General features: G+C 40.9%; 23 protein-coding genes and 1 other annotated feature. Of the genes, 19 read left to right on the forward strand and 4 right to left on the reverse strand.

The genetic code is table 11. The features are described 5' to 3' along the window. Window positions 1-1,124: YadA C-terminal domain-containing protein (locus tag HMPREF3182_RS07495; protein WP_206445537.1), on the forward strand; the 1,124-nt coding region annotated here is incomplete at its 5' end. A gap of 150 nt (window positions 1,125-1,274) precedes the next feature. Here the strand turns inward: HMPREF3182_RS07495 and rpsD are convergent. The 3 genes from rpsD to HMPREF3182_RS02830 all read right to left on the reverse strand — a co-directional run bounded on the left by rpsD (window position 1,275) and on the right by HMPREF3182_RS02830 (window position 3,894). Then, a complete protein-coding gene (gene rpsD, locus HMPREF3182_RS02820) occupies window positions 1,275-1,862 on the reverse strand; it encodes a 30S ribosomal protein S4 (RefSeq protein ID WP_007392711.1) in 588 nt (195 codons plus the stop codon). Window positions 1,863-1,974: 112 nt separating this feature from the next. Further along, window positions 1,975-2,625 carry a hypothetical protein gene (locus HMPREF3182_RS02825; RefSeq protein WP_062485350.1) on the reverse strand — a complete coding sequence of 217 codons (651 nt, stop codon included), beginning with the start codon at window positions 2,623-2,625 and terminating at the stop codon, window positions 1,975-1,977. Window positions 2,626-2,634: 9 nt separating this feature from the next. Next, entirely contained in the window at window positions 2,635-3,894 is a 1,260-nt protein-coding gene (locus HMPREF3182_RS02830) for a DEAD/DEAH box helicase (RefSeq protein ID WP_062485352.1), read from the reverse strand. Window positions 3,895-4,029: 135 nt separating this feature from the next. Further along, window positions 4,030-4,251, forward strand: a binding site (T-box leader). A 37-nt stretch (window positions 4,252-4,288) separates the two neighbouring features. Between HMPREF3182_RS02830 and trpS the strand changes: the two genes are divergently transcribed. The 7 genes from trpS (at window position 4,289) to HMPREF3182_RS02865 (ending at window position 9,946) form a co-directional block, all read left to right on the forward strand. Further along, complete coding sequence (gene trpS, locus HMPREF3182_RS02835; protein WP_062485354.1) at window positions 4,289-5,278, forward strand: tryptophan--tRNA ligase; 990 nt, start codon at window positions 4,289-4,291, stop codon at window positions 5,276-5,278. A gap of 8 nt (window positions 5,279-5,286) precedes the next feature. Next, on the forward strand, window positions 5,287-5,868 hold the full coding sequence (gene yfbR, locus HMPREF3182_RS02840) for a 5'-deoxynucleotidase (RefSeq protein ID WP_007392714.1): 582 nt from the start codon (window positions 5,287-5,289) through the stop codon (window positions 5,866-5,868). 97 nt (window positions 5,869-5,965) lie between these two features. Continuing rightward, complete coding sequence (locus HMPREF3182_RS02845; protein ID WP_007392708.1) at window positions 5,966-6,373, forward strand: hypothetical protein; 408 nt, start codon at window positions 5,966-5,968, stop codon at window positions 6,371-6,373. A 21-nt stretch (window positions 6,374-6,394) separates the two neighbouring features. Continuing rightward, window positions 6,395-7,690 carry an NfeD family protein gene (locus tag HMPREF3182_RS02850; protein WP_062485356.1) on the forward strand — a complete coding sequence of 432 codons (1,296 nt, stop codon included), beginning with the start codon at window positions 6,395-6,397 and terminating at the stop codon, window positions 7,688-7,690. Window positions 7,691-7,718: 28 nt separating this feature from the next. Beyond that, entirely contained in the window at window positions 7,719-8,753 is a 1,035-nt protein-coding gene (gene floA / locus HMPREF3182_RS02855; RefSeq protein ID WP_007392707.1) for a flotillin-like protein FloA, read from the forward strand. A gap of 8 nt (window positions 8,754-8,761) precedes the next feature. After that, window positions 8,762-9,193, forward strand: coding sequence for a hypothetical protein (locus tag HMPREF3182_RS02860; RefSeq protein ID WP_007392705.1), 432 nt, complete (start codon window positions 8,762-8,764; stop codon window positions 9,191-9,193). A 15-nt stretch (window positions 9,194-9,208) separates the two neighbouring features. Next, on the forward strand, window positions 9,209-9,946 hold the full coding sequence (locus tag HMPREF3182_RS02865) for an alpha/beta fold hydrolase (protein ID WP_007392715.1): 738 nt from the start codon (window positions 9,209-9,211) through the stop codon (window positions 9,944-9,946). A gap of 50 nt (window positions 9,947-9,996) precedes the next feature. Here HMPREF3182_RS02865 and rarD read toward each other — a convergent pair whose 3' ends face one another. Next, entirely contained in the window at window positions 9,997-10,860 is an 864-nt protein-coding gene (gene rarD / locus HMPREF3182_RS02870; protein ID WP_007392257.1) for an EamA family transporter RarD, read from the reverse strand. A 120-nt stretch (window positions 10,861-10,980) separates the two neighbouring features. Between rarD and HMPREF3182_RS02875 the strand changes: the two genes are divergently transcribed. From HMPREF3182_RS02875 to HMPREF3182_RS02925, 11 genes are all read left to right on the forward strand, one after another. Further along, window positions 10,981-11,964, forward strand: coding sequence for an asparaginase (locus HMPREF3182_RS02875; RefSeq protein ID WP_062485358.1), 984 nt, complete (start codon window positions 10,981-10,983; stop codon window positions 11,962-11,964). A gap of 80 nt (window positions 11,965-12,044) precedes the next feature. Continuing rightward, on the forward strand, window positions 12,045-13,148 hold the full coding sequence (locus tag HMPREF3182_RS02880) for an S-layer homology domain-containing protein (RefSeq protein ID WP_007392227.1): 1,104 nt from the start codon (window positions 12,045-12,047) through the stop codon (window positions 13,146-13,148). A 10-nt stretch (window positions 13,149-13,158) separates the two neighbouring features. Then, the gene (locus tag HMPREF3182_RS02885; protein ID WP_062485360.1) at window positions 13,159-14,175 is read left to right on the forward strand and encodes a hypothetical protein; all 1,017 of its coding nucleotides are present in this window, start codon (window positions 13,159-13,161) and stop codon (window positions 14,173-14,175) included. Window positions 14,176-14,254: 79 nt separating this feature from the next. After that, a complete protein-coding gene (locus tag HMPREF3182_RS02890) occupies window positions 14,255-15,943 on the forward strand; it encodes an LPO_1073/Vpar_1526 family protein (RefSeq protein WP_062485362.1) in 1,689 nt (562 codons plus the stop codon). Window positions 15,944-16,327: 384 nt separating this feature from the next. Continuing rightward, window positions 16,328-16,546 carry a hypothetical protein gene (locus HMPREF3182_RS02895; protein ID WP_007392197.1) on the forward strand — a complete coding sequence of 73 codons (219 nt, stop codon included), beginning with the start codon at window positions 16,328-16,330 and terminating at the stop codon, window positions 16,544-16,546. A gap of 84 nt (window positions 16,547-16,630) precedes the next feature. Next, window positions 16,631-16,924: an HMA2 domain-containing protein gene (locus HMPREF3182_RS02900; protein WP_007392161.1), complete on the forward strand. Its 294-nt coding sequence runs from the start codon at window positions 16,631-16,633 to the stop codon at window positions 16,922-16,924. Between the two features lie 2 nt (window positions 16,925-16,926). Next, entirely contained in the window at window positions 16,927-17,574 is a 648-nt protein-coding gene (locus tag HMPREF3182_RS02905; RefSeq protein ID WP_007392236.1) for an HMA2 domain-containing protein, read from the forward strand. Between the two features lie 2 nt (window positions 17,575-17,576). After that, on the forward strand, window positions 17,577-19,664 hold the full coding sequence (locus HMPREF3182_RS02910; RefSeq protein ID WP_062485364.1) for a heavy metal translocating P-type ATPase: 2,088 nt from the start codon (window positions 17,577-17,579) through the stop codon (window positions 19,662-19,664). 437 nt (window positions 19,665-20,101) lie between these two features. After that, complete coding sequence (locus HMPREF3182_RS02915) at window positions 20,102-20,287, forward strand: hypothetical protein (protein WP_062485366.1); 186 nt, start codon at window positions 20,102-20,104, stop codon at window positions 20,285-20,287. 693 nt (window positions 20,288-20,980) lie between these two features. Further along, on the forward strand, window positions 20,981-21,397 hold the full coding sequence (locus HMPREF3182_RS02920; protein ID WP_036257358.1) for a SoxR reducing system RseC family protein: 417 nt from the start codon (window positions 20,981-20,983) through the stop codon (window positions 21,395-21,397). Between the two features lie 121 nt (window positions 21,398-21,518). Next, on the forward strand, window positions 21,519-22,706 hold the full coding sequence (locus tag HMPREF3182_RS02925) for a pyridoxal phosphate-dependent aminotransferase (protein WP_007392213.1): 1,188 nt from the start codon (window positions 21,519-21,521) through the stop codon (window positions 22,704-22,706). Window positions 22,707-22,748 lie beyond the last annotated feature (42 nt).

The raw sequence follows: 22,748 nt of genomic DNA on the forward strand, positions 1-22,748 counted from the left end.
TTAAAGATGAAGGAACGGGAACAAGTAATGTAACCTTAGGCGGTGATACAGCACCGACTATTGAATTTGCCGGCGATGGAAATTTGACATCGAAGGTAGAACAAGGAAAGATTACCTACAGCTTGAATAACAAAATTACTATCGGCGATAAGAAAGTCACCGTAGATGGAACGACAGGAACGATTACGGGACTGACGAATACAAAATGGGATAGTAAGAATATTACATCCGGTCGTGCTGCTACGGAAGATCAGTTGAACGATGTTCAAGCTTCCGTGCAAAAAGAAATAAAAGACATAAAAGAATTAAGTGATAAAACTGTGACTTACAAGGATAAGGAGAAGAATGAGATTGCTCTTGCCGGGAAAGCCGGGACGAAAATCACCAATTTGAAAGATGGAGATATTTCTAAGGATAGTAAGGATGCAGTCAATGGCGGACAACTGTTTGCAGCCAAGAATGATTTGCGTTTGAAAGAAGGAACTGTTTCCTATGACGAAAAGACAGGAAATGGGGTAATGACACTTACGCAAGGAGATGGAGAAACAGCTAACAAAGTTGAAGTTAAAGGGTTGCAGAATACGTACACAGCAAGTGGTCGATATGATGAAAAAGGAAAGAAAATCGAATTTAAGCGCAACGATGGCAAGCTGTATAATGTTGATATGAGTCCGCTTGTTAATGGTATTCAGCAAGGCATGAATGTGTTGCAAGATAAGGTAGTTCGTGCTGGTGCAAGCTCGGCCGCATTAGCTAGTTTGCATCCGCTGGAATATGATCCTGATGATAAGTGGGATGTAGCGGCAGGTGTTGGCAACTATATGGGTGCTAATGCCGTGGCTATTGGTGCTTTCTATCGGCCGAATGAAAATACGATGTTCTCGATGGGAGGTTCTTTCGGTAGTGGACATAATATGGTGAATGCAGGCGTATCCTTGAAAGTAGGGAGAGGTATTGCCCTTATATCAACGAAAGCGGTGATGGCACGAGAAATTATTCAGTTGAAGGAAAATAGTGATGTGAAAGATGAAGAAATTCGCTATTTGAAAGAAAAAGAAGCAAAACATGAAGAACAGATACAGCAATTGATGGCAATGGTTACGGCTTTACAACAGAAAAAATAGGTTGTTTGGTAGTAATGAGAGCTAGTCGATAGCAAAGGAAAAACCCACGGAAAGGAATTTTTTCCGTGGGTTTTGTTTTGCGAAAGTGAACTTTATGGTAGTACAAAAAAAGCAGATACCTTGTAAAAGGAATCTGCTTTTTTTTGTAGCTTATTTAGAATACAATTCGACAATTAGTGTTTCATTGATTTCTACGGGGATTTCATCCCGTTCAGGCATTCGTGTTAAGGTTGCTTCAAAGCCATCGAAGTTCTTTTCGATATAAGGAAGATCGAAAGTTTTGATTTCTTGGAATGTCTTTTTGTACATTTCATTGTTGCGAGAAGCTTCTTTTAATGTGATAGTAGAACCAACTTTTACTGAAGCTGATGGAATATCACAACGTTTGCCATTTACTAAGATGTGCCCATGATTTACCATTTGACGAGCTTGACGCATGGAATTAGCGAAGCCAATACGATAGACGATGTTGTCTAAACGGCATTCTAATAATTTCAGCATGTTTTCACCAGTAACGCCATTCATCTTTTTGGCTTTATCGTAATAACGAACAAACTGACGTTCGAGCAAATTGTAATATGCTCTCAGTTTTTGTTTTTCTAATAATTGGGTTCCATATTCAGACATTTTTTTCTGACGTTGATCTTTTTTCACACGTTTTAGTGCTTTCGGGTGGCCGAATACATTCAGTCCAAAACGACGGCATTGTTTAAAACGTGCTTCTCTCCTCGTTGCCATTGTGCATTTCACCTCATAAATTTATTTTGTGCTATGTATAGTCACAATATGTCTAAGCATACCATAATAGAAAATGATTTGTCAATTGCTAAAGGTTGTTCTGAAGTGGTATTTATTTTTTTACACCAGGCGAACAATTGATAACGACATCTGTATAGGTAGTACCGCTTAGGTTGTGAATGATAGTAAAGTTTCCCTTGGTTTTAGGTATACTTTTGCGGAGTTTTTCGCTGTGCCAGTGTTGGGTGATCATTGTTATTGAGCCAATAACTTTTTTCTTGGTTGTGACGAGAGAACGATCGTCTGGTAATAAATCGTATTGTAAGGGATTTTTGCCATCTTGAGAAATCAAGGTAATAGAGGTGGCATGGTCGTTTTCAAAAATGACTTTACATGCTCCTTCTTGATATATTTTAAGGGTATTGCCTTGCGTATAGGGATGACCAAAATGGTGATTCCAAGAGGCAGGTGTAGCCCCTAATCCGTTAAGATCTGTTGATTTGTTCGATTGTTTGCGCTTGCGGAGATTGCGTGTTAGTGATGGGGTTTCTTCGTCATCAACGTTTTCTTTGTCTACGGTTGTACGGGAGGAGTGTTTCGATTCGGGGGAGGTTGTAGTATCTCTTTCGTGGCGAGAGGAGATGTCTTGGTGTATTTTTTTGATTGGTTCATCTGGTTTATTATCTGTGTAAGTAATGTTTTTACAGCCTGTGCAAGATAGGATGAAAAAGGTTAATAGACCAATGCATAGTTGTTTTTTCATGACAGCTCCTTACCGGCGGCGACGGTTGTCGCTACCTTTGTGTAATGTTTTATGTCGTTTGCTTTTGGTAGTTTGGTATGTTGAAGGAGGTAAGGTAGGGCGAGGGTTTTTCTTCTTTTTCCAGGTTTGGTGAGATTTCTTTACTTTTACTTGGCCCGTTGCAGTGTATTTGGTGATTGTCGCTTGGATGTGTTGCTCAATTCGGCGGACAGTCATTTCGTCCTTGTTTGTAGCATACATGATGGATAATCCCGTTTGACCTGCCCGTCCGGTGCGACCAATGCGGTGGATGTAGTAATCGACATCACGGGGAACATCATAATTAAATACATGGGTAATTCCTTCTATATCAATGCCGCGGGCGGCGATATCGGTGGTAACTAGTAATTGCGTTTTAGCTTTGGCGAAGTCCTTTAATACTTGTGTTCGTCTGCCTTGGGACATATCGCCGCGGAGTTCACTGACTAAAAAACCAGCTTGAATGAGTTGCCCCGCTAAGATGGAAGTACGTTCGCGCGTGTTGCAGAAAACCACGGCTAAGTAGGGGGACATTTCATGAATTTGTTGACATAAGAGAGATAATTTTTTTTCTTCTCGGATCATGTAAATGCGTTGTTCAATTTGTTCTAATGTAATGGTGTCGCCTTCTTGAATGGATAGGACGAGGGGGGCATTCATGTGTTTTTTTGCAAGTCCTTTGATTTTATCGGGAATGGTTGCTGAGAAAAAGAGTAGTTGACGACGTTTAGAGGTCATGCCGATTAAGGTATCTACTTCTTCTAAAAAGCCTTGTTGCAGCATTTGATCAGCCTCATCGACGATGATACGGCGTATACCGCTCAAATGGAGAGCTCGCCGGGTACAATGATCTAATAAGCGACCTGGCGTACCGATGATGAGATGAGGATGGCGGTGTAATTTTTGCAGTTGATTTTCGATGGTTTTACCGCCGATGAGATTTAACACGTCAATGTGCAATGGTGCACCTAAGGTTGTAGCAACGGAGGTAATTTGATTGGCGAGTTCTCGCGTGGGAGCAAGAATTAATACTTGCTCTTGGGACTGAGTGACTTGTATTTGTTGTAAGATTGGCAGAAGAAAAGCCAAGGTTTTGCCCGTTCCTGTTTGTGCACGGCAGAGAATATCTTTCCCCTTTAAGAGAGGGGGAATGGTTTGTTGTTGTACTTTAGTGGGAGTGGTAATGCCTTGTTTTTTTAGGGTCTCCGTGAGGCATGTAATAAGGCCTAATTGCTGAAATGTATCGGTCATAGTGTATTCCTTTCTTTATATAATCTAGGATTATCTTTTTATTATACCAACTTGTTAAGCTAATGACTAGCATATCGCAAGTTGGCATAGCGTTGACAGTAGGGATAAAAAAGTATAAAATAACCATACGTAAAGAAAAAATCAATGATCAGGTGCAAGTACTTTTATTGTAGTTGTTACAGCGAGTCGGTGTAGGTGTGAGACCGCTATGGACGGGTAGAGGAAATGGACTTGGGAGATACGATTTGAAATGATAGTAAGAATCAACGGATCCGCTCCGTTAGGTGGGGACTTGATGAGTGAGCTATAAGCTAATCAGGGTGGTGCCACGGAAAGATCGTTCCTTTCGTCCCTATATGGAGGGGCGAAAGTTTTTTTTTTAGGAGGAAAGCATATGGCAGTTATTTTTTCGGGGATTCAGCCCAGTGGAAATCTTACATTAGGTAACTATTTAGGGGCATTGAGAAATTTTTCAAAAATGCAAGAAGAAAATGAATGTTATTATTGTGTGGTTAATCAACATGCGATTACAGTGCATCAAGAACCATCGTTATTACATCAACGGACGCGTGAATTGGCAGCTATTTATTTGGCATCAGGATTAGATCCGGAAAAAGCAACGTTGTTCGTTCAATCGGAAGTGCCGCAACATGCACAATTAGGTTGGATTATGACTACTTTATCGTATGTGGGTGAGTTAGAACGGATGACTCAATATAAAGATAAAGCGTCAAAGCAGGGCGATTCTATTCCAGCAGGATTACTTACATATCCTCCTCTTATGGCAGCAGATATTTTATTGTACCGAACGAATTTTGTGCCAGTTGGTGAAGATCAAAAGCAACATTTGGAAATTACGCGGGATTTAGCACAACGGTTTAATCGGTTATATGGTGAAGACATTTTTGTCGTACCTGAAATTTATTTGGGGCAAGGTGGTACACGGGTTATGAGTTTGCAAGAACCGACGAAAAAGATGAGTAAATCTGACGCTAATACGACCGCAACGATTTACGTGTTAGATGAACCAAAGGTAATTGAAAAGAAGATTAAACGGGCACAAACGGATAGTGAAAATTCGGTGCATTATGATGTGGTTCAAAAACCAGGCATTTCTAATTTAATGGATATTTATGCAGCACTTACCGATTCAACGCATGAAGAGGTAGAACGGGAATTTGCTGGACAGGGGTATGGAGCCTTTAAAAAAGCAGTGGCAGAAGCGGTTATTGCGGCTTTGGAACCAATTCAACAGCGATATGCTGCGTTGTTAGATGCAACGGAATTGGATGATATTTTGGATCAGGGAGCACGGAAGGCGGAAGCAAAAGCAGCTGTAACATATCAACGTGTGGTAGAGGCGATGGGATTGTATCGAAAGTAGGAGGAGACATGAGTCATTTTTTTGCGATTCTTTCGAGAATGAAGTTAATACGTCGGTGGAGTTTGATGTATAATCGTCGCAAAGAAAATGTACAAGAACATGCGTTAGAAACTGCTCTTTTGGCGTATCATTTGTGTGTCCTTCATAATACTTATTTTGAAGGACATGTAAATTGCGAACATGCAGCAGTGTTAGCCATGTATCATGATGCGACAGAGGTGTTTACGGGCGATATGCCGACGCCAGTAAAATATTTTACACCGCATATGCGACAAACTTACGGGGATGTTGAAAAGCAGGCAGCACTGCGGTTATTGTCTACGTTGCCACAAGAGTTGCAACAGGTATATGAACCCCTTATTTGTCAGCCTGAAGCGGATCCTGTGTGGCCTTTTGTGAAGGCCGCAGATATTCTTTCGGCATATTTAAAATGTGTACAAGAAGTAACGGATGGCAATCATGAATTTAATGATGCTTTTCAGACGTTAGAAGCACGGTTACAATCTTTACATTTACCTGAAGTAACTTTATTTTTGAAAGAATATGCACCTAGTTTTCGTTTATCGCTGGACCAAATGCATAAAGTGTAAAACAAATAAAGGAATTTAGTTATATGAAGTAGAATATTAAGGTATGTGAAGTATAATGTAATCGCATATAATGATACAGAAGATGGAGGTTGTCACGATGACACTCAGTTTGTTTTGGTCGCGATATACGTTGGAATTGCGGGCACAACATATGCGCGAGGTAGATGAGCAGTATCATTATCTTATTGCTCGAGAACGGTGGAATTGGTTTTTGACCAAAATACCCGAATCGGAGCAGGTTAGGTTGTTGCATGGGCATAATCATGGCACAGAAGAATGGACTTGTCGCGTGTGGTTAGAGCATATGGTTGCGTGGGTAAAAGAACATCGATCTTCGGCTGTATATGCAGCAATTATAGAAAAAATGGCAAGAGAAAAAGAAAAAAGTATGGAGGCGTTGGAAAAACAAGTCGCTTATACGTTATCTGAAGAAGAATTGTGTTATTTTCAAAAAGCAGGATATTTTCAAGGTGTTTCCTCTAAGGAAAAAATCATACCTAGGTAGTATGCACAGGAGGTTATTTCTATGCGGAAAGGAAAGTGGTTTTGGGTAGGGGTAGTCAGTTTATTATTTTGTTTTTTTGCTAGTTTTGGTTCATCTACCCAAGGTGCTAGCGTACAAGTACTTACGTTGCAGGGACAGCTTGATGGTAGTCAGGTATCATTGTTGCAACGAGGATTGAAAAAGGCTGCAAAACAAGGTGATAAGGCTGTTGTGTTGAATTTGGCATTACAAGGTGATGATATAAGAGCGGCACAGACCTTGAATAGTATTATTCGTGCTTCTTCGGTACCGACTATTGCGTATGTTACGATGGATGCGGGAAGTCGTATGAATACTATTGCGGCGTTGTCTTGTCGACATATTGTCATGTCGCCTCAGAGTCGTTTAGGTGGGGCAAAACAAGACTCGTTGGAGGATGCAACAAGACCGCAGTGGAATGAGTTGGCACAGGCACTTGCAACGTTAACTGGACGTAATGCACAAGTAGCTATGGCTCTAGTGGATAATCAGGTTGCTTATCCACCGTATTCGGCACAGGGGATGTTTTTGCGGCTTACGGCAGATCAGGCAAAAACATTGTCTATATCGGAAGGAACGGCAAAAACACTTGTTGATGCGTTGCATTTGTTTAGTTTAGATAATCTTCCTGTGTATTATGAAACACAAACGTGGAGCGATCGTCTATCGGGAGTGTTGCAAAATGATTATATTCATGTAATTATCGTGGTATTGATTGCACTGACGATTCTTGTGGAAATTAAGATGGCTGGTATTGGTATCGGTGTGATAACAGCGATTGTTATTGGTGGTATTTTATTTTGTTTTGGCGTGGAACCAGAATACGCAGATATACGAACGTTTATGGCCTTTGTTGTTGGGATATTGTGTTTGATGTTAGAACTAGTTATTCCTGGTGTAGGCATATTTGGTGTGATGGGTATCTGTCTATTATATGGTAGTTTATTCTTCTTTTTTGGAGCAACGGTTCACGCTATATACATATTGGCAATTGGTTCTGTTGTGGCAGCAGTTTTGTTTTATATCATCTTGCGTCGTTTGCCTAAAACGTCGATAACGGCTGAGCTTATTTTGCATGAAAGAGAATTTGGAGATGTGGAGTATGCTACTAATGTAGATAATCATCGTTATCTTGGGATGACAGGTGTTTCTGTAACTACATTGAAACCAGTGGGGATGATAAAAATTAATGGCGAATTATTGGAAGCGGTAACACGGACTATGGTTATTGAGAAGAAACGGCCTGTACGAGTTATACGTCTAGAAGGTAATCGTTTGGTTGTTGCTGAAATAATTTAGTTTAGAGTACAGTAAAGGAGGCGTGTGTATGTTTATTATTTTTCCAGTGTTTATCATTTTTGTCGTTATTGTAGGACTTTCGTTGCTTTTGCATTTTGTTCCCTTAGGGTTGTGGATTTCAGCAATGGCAGCGGGTGTTCCTGTAGGCATTCATACGTTAATCGGTATGCGGTTACGGCGTGTTGTTCCGTCTAAAATTGTATTACCGTTAGTGAAGGCGAATAAAGCTGGGTTGGATATGAATGTAAATCAGTTGGAAGCACATTATTTGGCAGGTGGCGATGTAGATCGTGTGGTGGATGCTTTGATTGCTGCACATCGGGCGGCGATGGCGTTGACGTTTGCTCGTGCTTGTGCGATTGACTTGGCCGGACGCGATGTATTAGAAGCCGTACAGATGAGTGTCAATCCTAAGGTTATTGAAACGCCTTTTATTTCCGCAGTAGCACAAAATGGGATTGAATTAAAGGTACGGGCCAGAGTTACCGTGCGGGCGAATATTGAACGCTTAGTTGGTGGGGCTGGTGAAGCGACAGTTATTGCTCGTGTTGGGGAAGGAATTGTTACGAGTGTTGGTTCGGCAATGGATCATGCATCTGTGCTAGAAAATCCTGATGAAATTTCAAAAACGGTGTTAAATAAAGGGTTAGATGCAGGTACGGCATTTGAAATTCTTTCTATTGATATTGCAGATATTGATGTGGGGCGGAATATTGGCGCACGATTACAAACGGATCAGGCGGAAGCAGATAAGCAAATTGCACAAGCGAAGGCAGAAGAACGTCGGGCTATGGCTGTAGCGAAAGAACAAGAAATGCAGGCGTATACACAAGAAATGCAAGCAAAAGTGGTGGAAGCACAGGCAGAAGTGCCGTTGGCGATGGCCCAAGCTTTAAAAGAGGGAAATTTAGGTGTAATGGATTATTATCAAATGCAAAATATTATGGCGGATACGCAAATGCGTGATGCTGTAGCGAAGGCGGGCGTTCCTAAAAGTAAGGGGAAATCAGCTGGCGGAGAGAAGCCTAAGGGGAGTCATGATACGCCCCGTACAGAACAGTAGGTGAGCGTATGGATGTGATTTGGCAATGGTGGCATCACGTGCAGAATGCATCGGCGTTTTTTCCTATTTTGGTATTTTTAGTGGTTTTTTTATCGGATGCATTGCGGAAGAAACGGAGGTACAAGCCACGTAAGGGGCCTGTGCCTGTCCCGGAAAGGCGCTCTAAAGCAGGGCAAACAATGGTAGAGGAACCGGTGTTAGCACCTGTTCCGCCGGTGGTGATTCGGCCGACAACAACAGTTGTCATGCCTAGCCAAATGGTAGCACCAGCAACGGTAGCTACTACAACACATGTAGTGGTTACACCTGTGCGAAGAGAGGAACCAATAGAAGGGTGGCAAGAGTTGACACCAGAAACGCGTGATATTTATGCGGGATTGGTGTGGGCTGAATTATGGGAGCCACCGGTATCGCAACGATATCGGTATCGGCATAAATAGAAAAGGGGGATATTGATGATTGACGTAACGAAGCATTATATGGAGGGTTTTCCTTGTTTGCATGTATCGTGTGGACAACGCCCAAAAGGAGTTATTCTTTTTTATCATGGCTGGTCATCGAATAAAGAAAATCAGTTAGTACGTGCTCGTTTATTGGCAGCGTATGGTTATGATGTGATTATTCCGGATGCGGTTAATCATGGCGAACGGGGTACGTTAGATTATGACTCTCCGCGTTTATACGGTTCTTTTTGGAAAACTATTTTCCAATCTTATCGAGAAGTGACTTTATGGTTAAAGTATATTATTCATTGGAATCGTCGTGTTCCTAAAATTGTTATGGGACATTCGATGGGGGCGATTACCGCTCTGGGTATTATGACTTTTTATGATGAATTTTGTGCAGCTGTTGCTATCAATGGTACAGGTTGGTGGGAAGAAGCGGACCGACATTTTCATGAAGATTTAAATATTCCTCCTTTACGGACGCAACATGCGTTGGATATGAATTTCCGTGTGACTGATCCGTATCGGCATATGCATTTATTAAAAGGGCGAGCTATTTTAGCTTTGAATGGAGCGGACGATAAGACGGTTAATCCCCTTTCCCAACAGGGATATATGCAAGCTTTAGCAACGCATGAAGAGGTGCGGAGTTTGTATAAAACGTATGATGGGGTTGGTCATGTTGTGACGACAAATATGATGGGCGATGCCTTGGAATGGCTTGATAAAAACATTCCGCGGTATTAATAAAAAAAGCAATTTCATGGTTAACATGAAATTGCTTTTTTGTAGGAGTTTTATTGTTTATATTGGAGAAATAATCCTGTTAAGTAGAGGATAATGGAAATGCCGGTAAAGAAAAAGGTAATTTGCAAGGGAAAGGTAAAAGCTTCACCAGTGAGCAGTCCGATAATTAAGGATAGGGTAGGTGAAACGTACAAACAAATACCCGAAACGGTGATGGGAGCATATTTGATGCCTGCTGTAAAAAAGAGCATGGGAATAGCTGTTACGGGTCCCGTTGCGGGTAATAAGAGCCATTGCCAACCTGTTAAGACCCCGTATGCACCGATATGATTCCATTCGGAAAAGAAAATAAAGAGGAGTGCAAAGGGAACCATGCTAATTGATTCGAGTCCGACCGAAAGAAGGCTGTCTAAGGTGATTCGTTTTTTTAATAGGCTGTATGCTGCCCAAGTAGCACAGGTAAGGATTGCGATATAGGGTACTTCTCCATATAAGAAAATGGCGATGACAAAGCCTAGACTTGCAAAAAATACGGCGAGTTTTTGCAAGCGGCTGAGGGGTTCGTGAAAGAGAATACCGCCAAAAAAAATGACCACTACGGGATTCACGAAGTAGGCTAAACTGGATTGTAAGATGTACTCATGCGTCATAGAATAAATAAAGATGGCCCAGTTACATGTAATCATTAGACAGGCACCGAGAATGTAGAGCCATTCCTTTTTTATTTGTCTAAGACAGACTGAAAGGGAGAATTTCTTTTGGATGAAAAGGATGATAACACATAGTACGGCGGACCAAATAATACGGTTAGCTAAAATGTAAAGAGAGGGAACTTGTTGTAGTAATAACCAAAATAAAGGCAGTAATCCCCAGATACATTGCCCTATTAATACGTTCATTATATGTTTTTTCATAGAGCCTCCTGTTTATCAATATGACTCATTATAACAAGAATAGGCTGAATATGAAAAGGGAGAAGATGAATTTGGGATAAATATGTTATACTGAGGTAAAGTCTATGGGAGGACGAGGAAATGAAGCGAAAGCGTATTTATTTGATTGCTTGTGGTGGTACGATTGCCGGAATTGGCACGGATGCCTGCGATCTTACGCAATATAAGGCAGGGCAAACAACGTGGCAAGAAATGGTACAAGCCGTACCATTTGTACGGGAGATAGCAGAGCTAGAAGGGGAACAGTATTGTAATATAGACAGTTCCGATATGACAGAAGCTCATTGGTTAGGATTGGCTGCACGTGTACAAGCGATTGTGGATGATCCAATATATGATGGGGTTGTGCTTACGCATGGTACAGATACTCTTGAAGAAACGGCGTATGCGTTGAATCTTTTGGTGCATACGGAAAAACCGGTGGTGATAACGGGGGCGATGCGGCCGGCAACGGCGTTAAGTGCGGATGGTCCATTGAATTTTCTAGCAGCCGTACAAACGGCTTGTGATGCTGCGGCTGGTTCGTATGGCGTGTTAGTACTGCTTAATAATCGTTTGTGTGCTGCTCGTTTTGTGGAAAAAATGGATACGATGCAGGTGGACGCGTTTCAGTCACGGCAACAGGGATATGTGGGGATCGTTCAAGATGGAAAACCCGAATTTTATCAGCGGCCAGTGAAACGGTGTACGCAGCAATCGCAATTATATTTACCCGTGACAAATACCTTGCCCTATGTACCGATTGTGTATTGTCATGTCGGTATGCGTGGTAATATTTTCCCCTTTTTTGCTAATGACAATGCTAAGGCGATTATTTTGGTAGGTATGGGACATGGACGTGTGTCAGAAGTGATTAAAAATGAGGTTATGGCGTTACAACAGCGAAGAATTTTATGTGTGCGTACGAGTCGAACCTTCGGTGGCATGGTGACGAAAGTTGATGAGTATGCAACGTGGTTGTGGGCGAATTCTTTGTCGCCACAAAAAGCAAAGATCGTTGTGCAGTTGGCCTTATCACAGGGGTATTCAGCTGCACAGATACAAGATATCCTTAACACACATTAGGGGGATTTTCTTGTTCTCTTTTTGTTACTATGGTACAATAACAGCGAAAGAAGGCTATTGCTGTTTTTAAGGAGGATTGGATGATGAAGGCAATAATGCGTCGGATTTGCTTGATGAGTATGGTGATGACGTTAGGTATGGGGTGTATGCAGGGTGATATAATGGGAAAATCCCCAGAAAGTACGTTGGCGATAGAGTCGTTTTATCAGCATAAGTTTATTCAGGGACGAGGCGAGGCTTTTCATCCGAATGAATATATTACACGGGAAGGATTGGCGACGATTCTTGCACGTATGATTGGTTCACCTGTTGGGCGGATGCATTCATATAAGGATGTAAAAGGACGTTGGTCGGAACAAGCTATTGCTACCGTACAGCAAAAGAAAATTATGACGGGTACGAAGACACGGCTGTTTTATCCAGAAAGACGAATATCGCGGCAGCAATTTGCTATTATTTTATATAATTATATGAAATATCAGAAATGGGATGTATCACGTCAAGGAAAACGTTATCGAGATGATAAACAGATTGAGGCGAAGGCGAAACGGGCGGTGTATGCTGTTGCTACGTATGATATTATGCCTATGACGAAAGAATCCTTTTTACCTCGTGCATGGGTTACACGGAAAGAAGCGGTAATGTGGTTGCATCGGTTATATGTACAGGAAGAAGCACGGATGAAGCAGGCTCATACGACAAATCTTATGGAAACCAGTGGTGTGAAAGGAATTGTACCTGCATCAGCAAAAGGTGTTGTACCAGTTGTAGTTGAGGAAAAACAAATCGAACAGGCTGTTTTTGCGATACTAGAAAAGGAATATGGTTCCATTAAAGCGTTTTCGGAAGATGGCGTATTGTATTGGCAAGGGGATATATTGCATGTGCGTATGAAAAGCACGGTGCATCGAGAAGCCGTACAACGTTGTGTAGCGGTGATGCCGCAGACTATGGCGGTACGGGTTACCGTACAAGCTGCACAGTATAGCACAGTCGATTATCAGCGATTGATAGAGAAAGCAAAACAGGTGTACATTGCTCATAATCCACAAGGCAAGGTACAAGATGCTCGCATTAATTACATACAGGAAAAAATTGTGTTTAAAATGAAAGGAATGTCGACCGAAACGCGTCAAGCGTTACAAGATGCGGTGGGAAATGTCTTGTTATTGATCGTCATATAGGATGGAAGAGATGAAAGTAAAACAAGTTATATGCTGTTTGCTGATTGGAGGTATATTCTCTTTGTCGGCATATGGGATGGAGCCATATCAAGATATCGCATTAGTACAGGGACAGGATGCGATCACTTATTTGCAGCAGACCCAGGGTTTACGTGTGTTTCCTGGTCCGTTATTGCAGCCTCATAAGCCCATTACACGGCAAGAATTGATGCAGTTGATTTGGGATGTCGATGGGAATTTGGGGAGATTGTCATTACAGGAGAAAAGATTCGCTCCGCTAGTGTTGGCGATGATTGTGCCATCTTCTTGGAAAGAACAGACACTGTCAAAAGTAGTGACAAAAGCGGAATTAGCGGATATTTTGGAGGCATGGCAGAAGGTAAATCAATGGCAGCCAATAAAAGGACAAACGTTATCTATGTCAACAACGCCTGTATCACGGTTAGAAGCGATACAAGCGGTGTACGCTGCGTTATATGGAAATAAAGTACATGTAAATTATCAGTTACGAGAAGAGCAGATTTGGCAACGATTGCTGTCATATTATGGTTCTTCAACGGCATTTTTGACAGAAGGGGTACTATATCGTCAAGGGGAAACGTATATTATTGGCGTGTATCCGGAAAAAATGGAACAAATGATAGCTCTCTTTGCAGAAATGCGAGAATTCGTACGTATTAAACCGATTCGGTGGAGTTATGAAACGTATACTACGTATATGAAAGAGGTACAACAGGTGCTTGCGGTAAGGGAACCGCTGAATGCAACGGGATATATCATTCCCGATTTTGAACAAGAACGCTTGCTTTGTGTGGTACCTCATCCTGTTGGCGAAAAGACAAAACAACAGGTTGTAGCATTGGTGGGATCTAGGCATGTGCAGTTTGTTTTGCTTGGTGAGAAACCGGTAAAAGCAGATCGTGATACCACCGTAAAAGGTATTTATTATGCACCTTATGCAGTGGGGATTACAGCTGATATGGAACGGCTTATTCGGGATTTTGAGTATAGTTTAATTCATGGATAGCTGGATTTAAGTAATAGGTTAAAGCAGTTGTTTTTATATAGTCTAGAGGATGTTTCGAGGAAGAATAGGGGAGAGAGTTATGAATAGTTTTTTACCATATGCTATTGTTGTGGGTGTAGTGGTAATTTTTTTCTGTATTTGCTATGTTTTGTTTTCAGGATCATCAACGAAAAAAAAGAAAAAACGTAAACTCCTCAAGATGGAACAGCAAGGGTATCTAGATAATCGGGGTATGCAAAATTCCTTTCAGACGTCACCAGTGCCACGAGTATCGCAAGTACCGATACAGCAACGGGAGGAAAATCCACAGGAAACACGGTTTGTGACGACGAAGGGGGAAGTTGTACGGCGTGATGGAAAAATGGTGTATGAAGAACCTCCAGCAACGGCATCTGGCACAACGAATAGGGAATTTACACGGGCTTTATCGCGAGCGGAATTATTAGCAGCGATGGAAAAAGTAGATAAAGAAGAGGCTGCATCGAAAAAGGCAATACAGGAAGAGCAGAAAAAAAAGACATGCTTACAACAGGCGGCAGAAGAAACAAATCCGTTAGATCAATTAGGGGCGATTGTGACGGCCGATTTATTAGCTAAGACACAGTCTTCTTCCTCTATGGGAGAAAAAGACGATGAGGTGGACGAAGCAACACAGATTATTCAGCGGCAGGATCTTTCCAAAGAGGTACCACGCAAGGAAACGTCGCTTTTGGGAAGACGAGAAAATATTATGATTACTGAGACGAGTGTGCCGGCATCCCCCCTTGTTATACTTACGGATAAACAGGCAGAACAAGCCGTAGCGGCTTCTCCCTTTATGCAAGAATGGGTACAGCGGTTTATTCAGCGTTTTGGTGAAGGCATGGGAGAACGGCGTAGATTAGTTAGCTCTATTACGGCTTCTGCCTTTGCTTGTGTGGGATGTCAGAAGGATGCGGAACGGCAACAGTTGGTAGCCTCTCTTTCTGTACAAGAAGCGTTGGAAAAAGTACAACGAGTGTATGTAACTCAACCGTATCCTTATGTGAAACATATGGCATTAACCGCATTTTATGATATTGCCAGAGGTCGCACTATTTCGACACGACCTGTTGTCGCTATGGATGCACTTAATGTGATGCCTTATTTAACAACGCCCCATTATCAAATTTTATCTATTTTATTACGCTTTTTATATTTGCCGGATCAAACTAATGTAGATAAAGAAACGTTTTGTTCTTTTTTGGATACAAAAGTATTACCTTTTTTTACGAATTTTCCTATGGCTACGGCATATTATCAACAATTAGAGCATGTACGGTGCTTATTTAGAGAAAATAAAGAAACGCGTTTTGCTGAAATATTAGCTAATTCTTATCCCTTATTATTTGGTTATCGAGGGATGACGGAGGATGAATTGCATCAGGCTTTGCATGGTAAGTATTCTCCGAAGGGGTGGATAGTACCATCGGTTTATGCGTCTTTCTTCAAATTAGCTTTGGCGAATGAGCTAGGAATGACGAAGTTTTTCCGAGATGCGTGCATTCAAGATAGGAAAATACAACAACGGTTATTGCAATTAGCGAAAAAACGTCCCGTTCACTTTAGTGGCGAAGAAGCCCTATATATTATGGAACGTATTTCACCCATATTGTCAGAATTAAGTGATATTTGGGATAGTTCGCCTTTGAAGGTGTCAACACTATCTTTATTAGGCTTATATTTAGCACAAGGTTATATTAAAAGTGAGATTGGTGAAACAGTCGATATTTCACGCTGGGTAGAATAGACAATATATCCATACAGCAAATGCCTGTATGGATATATTTTTTTGAAAAGTATTGTTAGTATTAATGTAGTGTACCGGCCGTTTTGTTTTAAGAGATATTCGTTTTTGTAATACTAGAAAAGGGAGCAATAAATAAAATTCATAAAAATAAATGGGATAAAGATGAGAAGGCATGGTTATTTTGTAAATATTTCTTATTAAATATGGAACACAAAACTGTTAACAATTAAAGATAATGAAAATGAGAATAACGGTAAATAGGTAAAATAAGCCGAAAAATAAATAAAAAAAACGCCCATTCTCATTGACAAATAAACATTACCGTCGTATAATAAAAACATCAAAATTATTAAATTTGTTTATATGAAAAGGAGAGGTGCTATTATGTTTCAGAATAGTGATTTTTGGATTGGTTTAGGTGTTGGTGTAATTGCAGGTATTTTTGGTTATAAATTGATGAGCGAAAGAGAACAACAATTGATGGCATTACAACAACCTGCAGGTGGAGCAGTTGCAGCAAATGTACCATTAGCTGAATTGCAACGGCAGAAAGAAGAATTAGAAGATATGATCGCCGCACAGGAAGCAGCTCAGCAACAATAAGATAGTCAAAAAAGACTGTTGCCTTGGAGGTAGCAGTCTTTTTTCGGCATGGTATCATATAGTGCATAAAAAGGAGGGAGCAAGTTGGGCTTTTTTGGTCTGGCGAATGTAAAATGGGAGTTTATATTGCGTGCCGTACAGATTTCTTCTTATATTCCGGGACGCATTCGATTGCGGAGTAGTAAATTAATTGGTAATACGGAGTTAGGGAACAAGTTGACGACAATGGCTAGTGAATACCCAGAAATTCGCAAAGTGGAAATTAATACAACGACCGGCTCAGCTTTGATCTTATATAATGCTCAAGCGGTTCGTGTCAATAGTCAATTTGCTAAGGTAGAACAATATATTAAGATGCATGCAGAAAGGAGAGGGTAGCCATGTCTTTAATTTCAGGGCTTATGTTAGGGGCTTCCATAGGGAAGGCAATTCATGGTATGTTTTTAAAAAATGGGTCCGCAGGACTACATGTGTCACCTTTATTAGGTAGAAAGGTAAAGCAAGGAACGGAAGCACCAAAACAGGGGCAAGCAGATACTGGTCATATGTTGGCGTTTTCTTGTGTAGCGGCTACGCCAGGAAGACGGCGGTATCGAGTTGCTTCGTTAGTGCAAAATCAGGAATTAGCCACGTTGTTGGAAGAACAGTTGTCTCAATTATCGCGAGTGGATAAAGTGCAAGTTAGTGCGTTGACTGGTAGTATTTTAATTTGTGCACATGAGGAAATCGTTTTAGATGAAATTGAACAATTTTTGCGTTTTCAATTATTCCCCCAAGTAAAACAAGAAGAAAATGATGTATCGTCGTCACATGGCGGACCGACGGTATATATGGAAAAGATTTATGAAACGTTAGATGTATTGAGTCATTTTATTTTACAAAAAACGGGACGGTTATTTGATTTGCGTTCTATTATCTCGTTGGTGCTCATTGTTAGGGGGATTCGTAAGATTTTGACATTTGATCAAAGACCGACAGGACCGCAGATGTTGTGGTGGGCTGCCGCCTTGTTGAGAGGACGGCGATAGGCATGTATGTTCGTACAGTAGTGACGTTACAAAAAAAATTGCCCCCTCGTGTACGACCATTATTGGGAGCAAAATTGCGTCATGTTTCGGGAATTGTGTCGGTTACAATTGAAGATAATAGGCTTAGTCTGTTTCATCGAGGTGAAATAGATTGGTTATATGTTCGCTCCCTTATTTCGCTTTTTGAAAAAGCATATGGGAAACAAAAGGAAGAGAAAAAAGAATGGGACGTAGCAGCTTATCGACGGGAAGCAATTTTATCGGTCGGCGGCTTTATTGTGATGAATATATTGCGTAAGACGAATCCAGAATTTTACGATAGTATGTTAATGGTTCGTCGCTTGTTTACGTTGTTTATTGCTCGTCGTATCATGAAAACTGGGGTTATGGGCATCATTAAAGATCATCAAGCAAATGCGGATACGTTGACTGCAACGGCTGTTGTGGCATCTGTCTTGGCTGGTAAGCCTGAATCTAGTCTGACCCTTCTTGCCTTGTCTAATGGTGCGGAAATGTTGACAGAATATGCCGCAGAAAAAGCTCGGCGTCAGATTTCGGGCTTGTTAAAATTGGATCAGCGTGATGTATGGCTTATTGAAGATGGGCGTGAACGGAAAGTTCCTGTTGAATCATTGCAGGTGGGCGATCACATTGCGGTGCATTTAGGTGAAAAAATTTGTGTTGATGGGGTCGTCTTGGCTGGTAATGCTGCTGTTAATCAGGCATCTATTACAGGGGAATCGAATCCGGCTATTAAACAGGGGGGATCGGTTGTCTATGCAGGTAGTATCATTGAGGCAGGGGATCTGGTTATTACTGTAGAAAAGGTAGGAGCCGATACATCATTAGCACAAATCATTCATTTGGTAGAAGAAGCACAAACTCGTCGGGCACCCGTACAAAATTTTGCTGATAAAATGGCAAATATGCTAGTGCCGATTTCTTTTATTGGTGCGGCTATTGTGTATGGTGCTACGAAAGATTGGCAGCGTGTGTTAAATTTGCTCTTTATTGATTTTTCGTGTGGTTTAAAATTATCTACAGCAACGGCGATTTCGGCGGCTATCGGCTTATCGGCTCGACAAGGGATTCTTGTCAAAGGTGGTAACTATATTGAAAATTTAGCGAATATTGATACGGTTGTTTTGGATAAAACGGGGACGATCACGATGGGCGTACCACAAATTTCACACATTGAAACGATTGATGGCGTTACGGAAAAAGAAATGGTATTGCTTGCGGCATCGGCAGAAATGCATTCGGTTCATCCGTTAGCGGTGGCGGTGCAGAAATATGTCAAAGAACAAGGTTGGGAAACACCTCATCATGACCTTTCGGAAACGGTTGTGGCACGGGGAATGCGTGCCATCGTGCCACCATTTGAAGATTTTATTGGTGGGACTGTATTAGTTGGTAGCCGGCGTTTCATGTCGGAAGAACAGGTGTTAGGCGTTCCTTTAGTTAGTGATACAACGTGGGGCAATAATATACTGTATATTGCTCGCGATGGCCAATATATAGGTAGTTTGACTATACAAGATCCAGTACGACCAGAAATGAAAAAAACATTAAATCAAATGCGTCGTATTGGTATTGATGAAGTGGTAATGCTGACGGGTGATTCCAAGGAAGTAGCAGCAGAAGTAGCAAGAAATATGGATATTGATTCCTATCATGCGGAAATTTTACCAGAAGATAAGGCAAATTATGTCTTAAAATTGCAAAAACGCGGAAACGTTATGATGGTTGGCGATGGAATTAATGATGCACCAGCTTTGGCTTGGGCCGATATCGGCGTTAGCCTGGGAGGGAATAAGACAGATATAGCTGCTGAATCGGCAGCCATCACTATTCGTTCGGAAGATCCTAGTCGCTTGTATGAAGCTCTGCGGATTGGTAAACGGACGATGAAGGTAATCAATCAGAATTTTACTGCTACCATTGTAGTTAATTCGGCAGCGATGTTGCTGGGAGCATTAGGCCGTATTAGTCCATTATGGGCAGCGGTTATTCATAATACGGCAACGTTAGCGGTAGTGCTTAATAGTGCAAGTATTTTAAGGTCGACACGGAAACGTATACGCCGGTAAGGACAATAAAATCGTACCACCCGTAGGATAATCCTTTGGTGGTACGATTTTTTTTGTTATCCGTATTAGTGGTAATGGATAAGAGGATCGTAAAGATTTTTGAAAAAATGATTTATATTTAGAAAATAACAACAGAAAAGTAATTGATGAAATATATTTTTGGGAGTAATATACAATATAATAATAAAACATTGTTTATGAAAATCTGTGAAGGAGAAGTTAAAATGGTGTCGTGCATGTACAGAGAATTGATCGAATGCAGCGTGTCAAAAGGAATGTTGAGAGGGCAGTTAAAGGAAAAATCCGGGTATTTTTCGAGGCGGAAGTAATATGTTGACATTCTATTCATAATAGGAGGCAAGTCTTAAGCCAAGGTGTATCTCAGATGTATCCGTCCCTGACAAATAATTGTCTGGACGGATTTTTTTGGAAAGCATATGTTATCGTTTAAGAAAATAGATACATATAAAGATGGGTATACGGTTGTGTTAGTGAGTACATGTATGCTTGTCGATGGATGTATACTAATTGAAATGTTGTGTCGATTACGTCAAGATAGTGTTAGTGGTTATATTTTAGAAAGTAGGGCGATCACAATTGTTGAGATCGATATACCTTTTTAGGTTTTACGTTGTTACTAGAAATTTCTGGGAACAATGGTACGATTACCGATAAATAGGGGAAGGAAACCACTGTACATGACAAACGCTAGGTTGTATTATAGCAGGTGTTGCAGCAGTATAAGAACTTAATTATACTGTTATTAACGTATTTTGAAGGTAGATTAGTAAGGTGTTTTTTGCTATGCTGAAATGGTATTGATGCATTGTCCGCGATGGGGCTGCATCTCTTTCCATTTATGGTACGTGACTTTTAAGTGGTTATTAGTTGAGAAGCACGGTAATAGGCACTTAAATAAGAAGGTAAGTTGTTTGTAGCTGTATTAGTTTGTATGGGGGAGAGTAATGCGATGGGCATGTTTTATCACGTTATTCTTGAATGGTAAGTGTAGTTAATAGGCTGTGCAGTGACGGGTAAAGGCATGGATACAAAAATGCAAGCGGTGACAACACACGTAGAGAAGCATATGACCTCAACACAATAGGGTATGTGTCAATGTGTTTTTATAACTGCAAAAGAGGGAAGGAAATACCGACGGTCTGTGATAGGCATATTGGTTTAGTACATCATTTTGTATTGTTTCAAGGAAAAAACAATGGAGGAGGATATTTTTTTTCGGTTACGATGTATTATCGTTAGAATGGGAATATGGTATAATGAAGAAAAATATAAGAATAAAAGAAAGAAGGGATGATATGAAAATAGAAGAAGGTTCAGTCATTATGGTGCATGAAAATGGATTGGCTGAAGTTAAAGTAGGGCGTCATTCCGATTGTATAGCGTGTGGAGCCTGTCCAGGATCGGATAACATCGTGGTTATGGTTGTTGATCCTATTGGTGTAAAAGTGGGACAACAAGTGAAATTTGAAATGCGTGAAATGAATGTTATCATGGGGGCATTTGTTTGCTTTATTTTGCCTTTACTGTTAATTGGGTTAGGGGCAATTGGCGGCTATTATTATGGACTTTCAACGGGTGTTGAAGAAGTACATTTTGCGGTTTTTGGTGGCATAGTTGGGCTTGTTATTGGTGTTGTGCTTATGAAATGGTTTGATCGAACCTTTCGGACGGACGATACAATTAAACCCAAAATTATTGAGATTTGTGAGTAAAAAAAACAGGTTCTAAAAAGAACCTGTTTTTTTATTAAAATATCAAGAAAAAGAAATAAAATATTTTATAATATAATAGAAGTGTGGTATGATTATAAAAAGTGTAATGGAGGCGATAAATATGGCATCACCAGATATGATGGCGTTAGGATCACAAGCATCGGTTATTCGCGATTTATTTGCTTATGGGCAGGAACAAGCTGCCAAGATAGGAAAGGAACATGTATTTGATTTTAGTATTGGAAACCCGACTGTACCTGCTCCAGCGTGTGTGGCAAAAGCTATTCATCAAGTATTTATGACATATTCGTCAACGGATATCCATGGTTACACGGCAGCGGCTGGTGATAAGAAGGTGCGCGATGGGTTGGCTGCGTACATGAATGAGCAATATGGCGCTAATGTAACGGGTGATTGTTTTTACCTTACCTGTGGGGCAGCAGCGTCTTTGACGATTACCTTGAAGGCGATTGTGGAAAAATCATCAGATGAAATTATTGTTATTGCTCCATTTTTCCCTGAGTATACCGTGTTCATCAAAAATGCAGGTGCAAAGGTGTGTGTCGTGCCACCCGACACGGAACATTTCCAAATTCCGCTGGCTGAGTTTGCCAACGCAATTAATGAGCACACACGGGCGGTTATCTTAAATTCGCCGAACAATCCTTCAGGCGTCGTATATACACCAGAAACATATCAGCAAGTAGCGACTATTTTAGCGGAAAAATCAAAGGAATATGGACATCCGATTTATATTATTGCGGATGAACCATATCGTGAAATTATTTATGACGGTAAGCCGATTGTGTATGTCCCTTCGCATTATCAGGATACGATTATCTGTTATTCTTATAGCAAATCGTTGTCCTTACCGGGAGAACGTATTGGGTATATTTTAGTACCACCACAAGTAACCTCAGCAGCAGATGTATATACGGCGATTTGTGGTGCTGGTCGTTCTATGGGTTTTGTATGTGCCCCCCATCTTTTTCAACATGTTATCTTACAATGCTTGGGCGAGGTGTCAGATATCAGCATTTATGATAGAAACCGTAAATTATTGTATACTGAGTTGACGAAGATGGGCTATGAATGTGTGTATCCTGATGGTGCATTTTATCTCTTTGTTAAATCACCAGAAACGGATGCCAAGGCCTTTTCGGATAAGGCAAAAGCCTTAAATTTGCTTATTGTGCCAGCTGATTCATTTGGCTGTCCTGGCTATGTGCGGATTTCGTATTGCGTAGAGGAAGATATGATTCATCGTGCTTTACCCGTATTTGAACAAGTAATGCAACAATATAAGTAAGAAAAAAGCAAGCTGTAACCCGAAATGTAGGGACCAGTTTGC

Source organism: Megasphaera hutchinsoni (assembly GCF_001553405.1).
In the GTDB taxonomy this organism is placed as follows: Bacteria; Bacillota; Negativicutes; order Veillonellales; family Megasphaeraceae; genus Megasphaera; species Megasphaera hutchinsoni.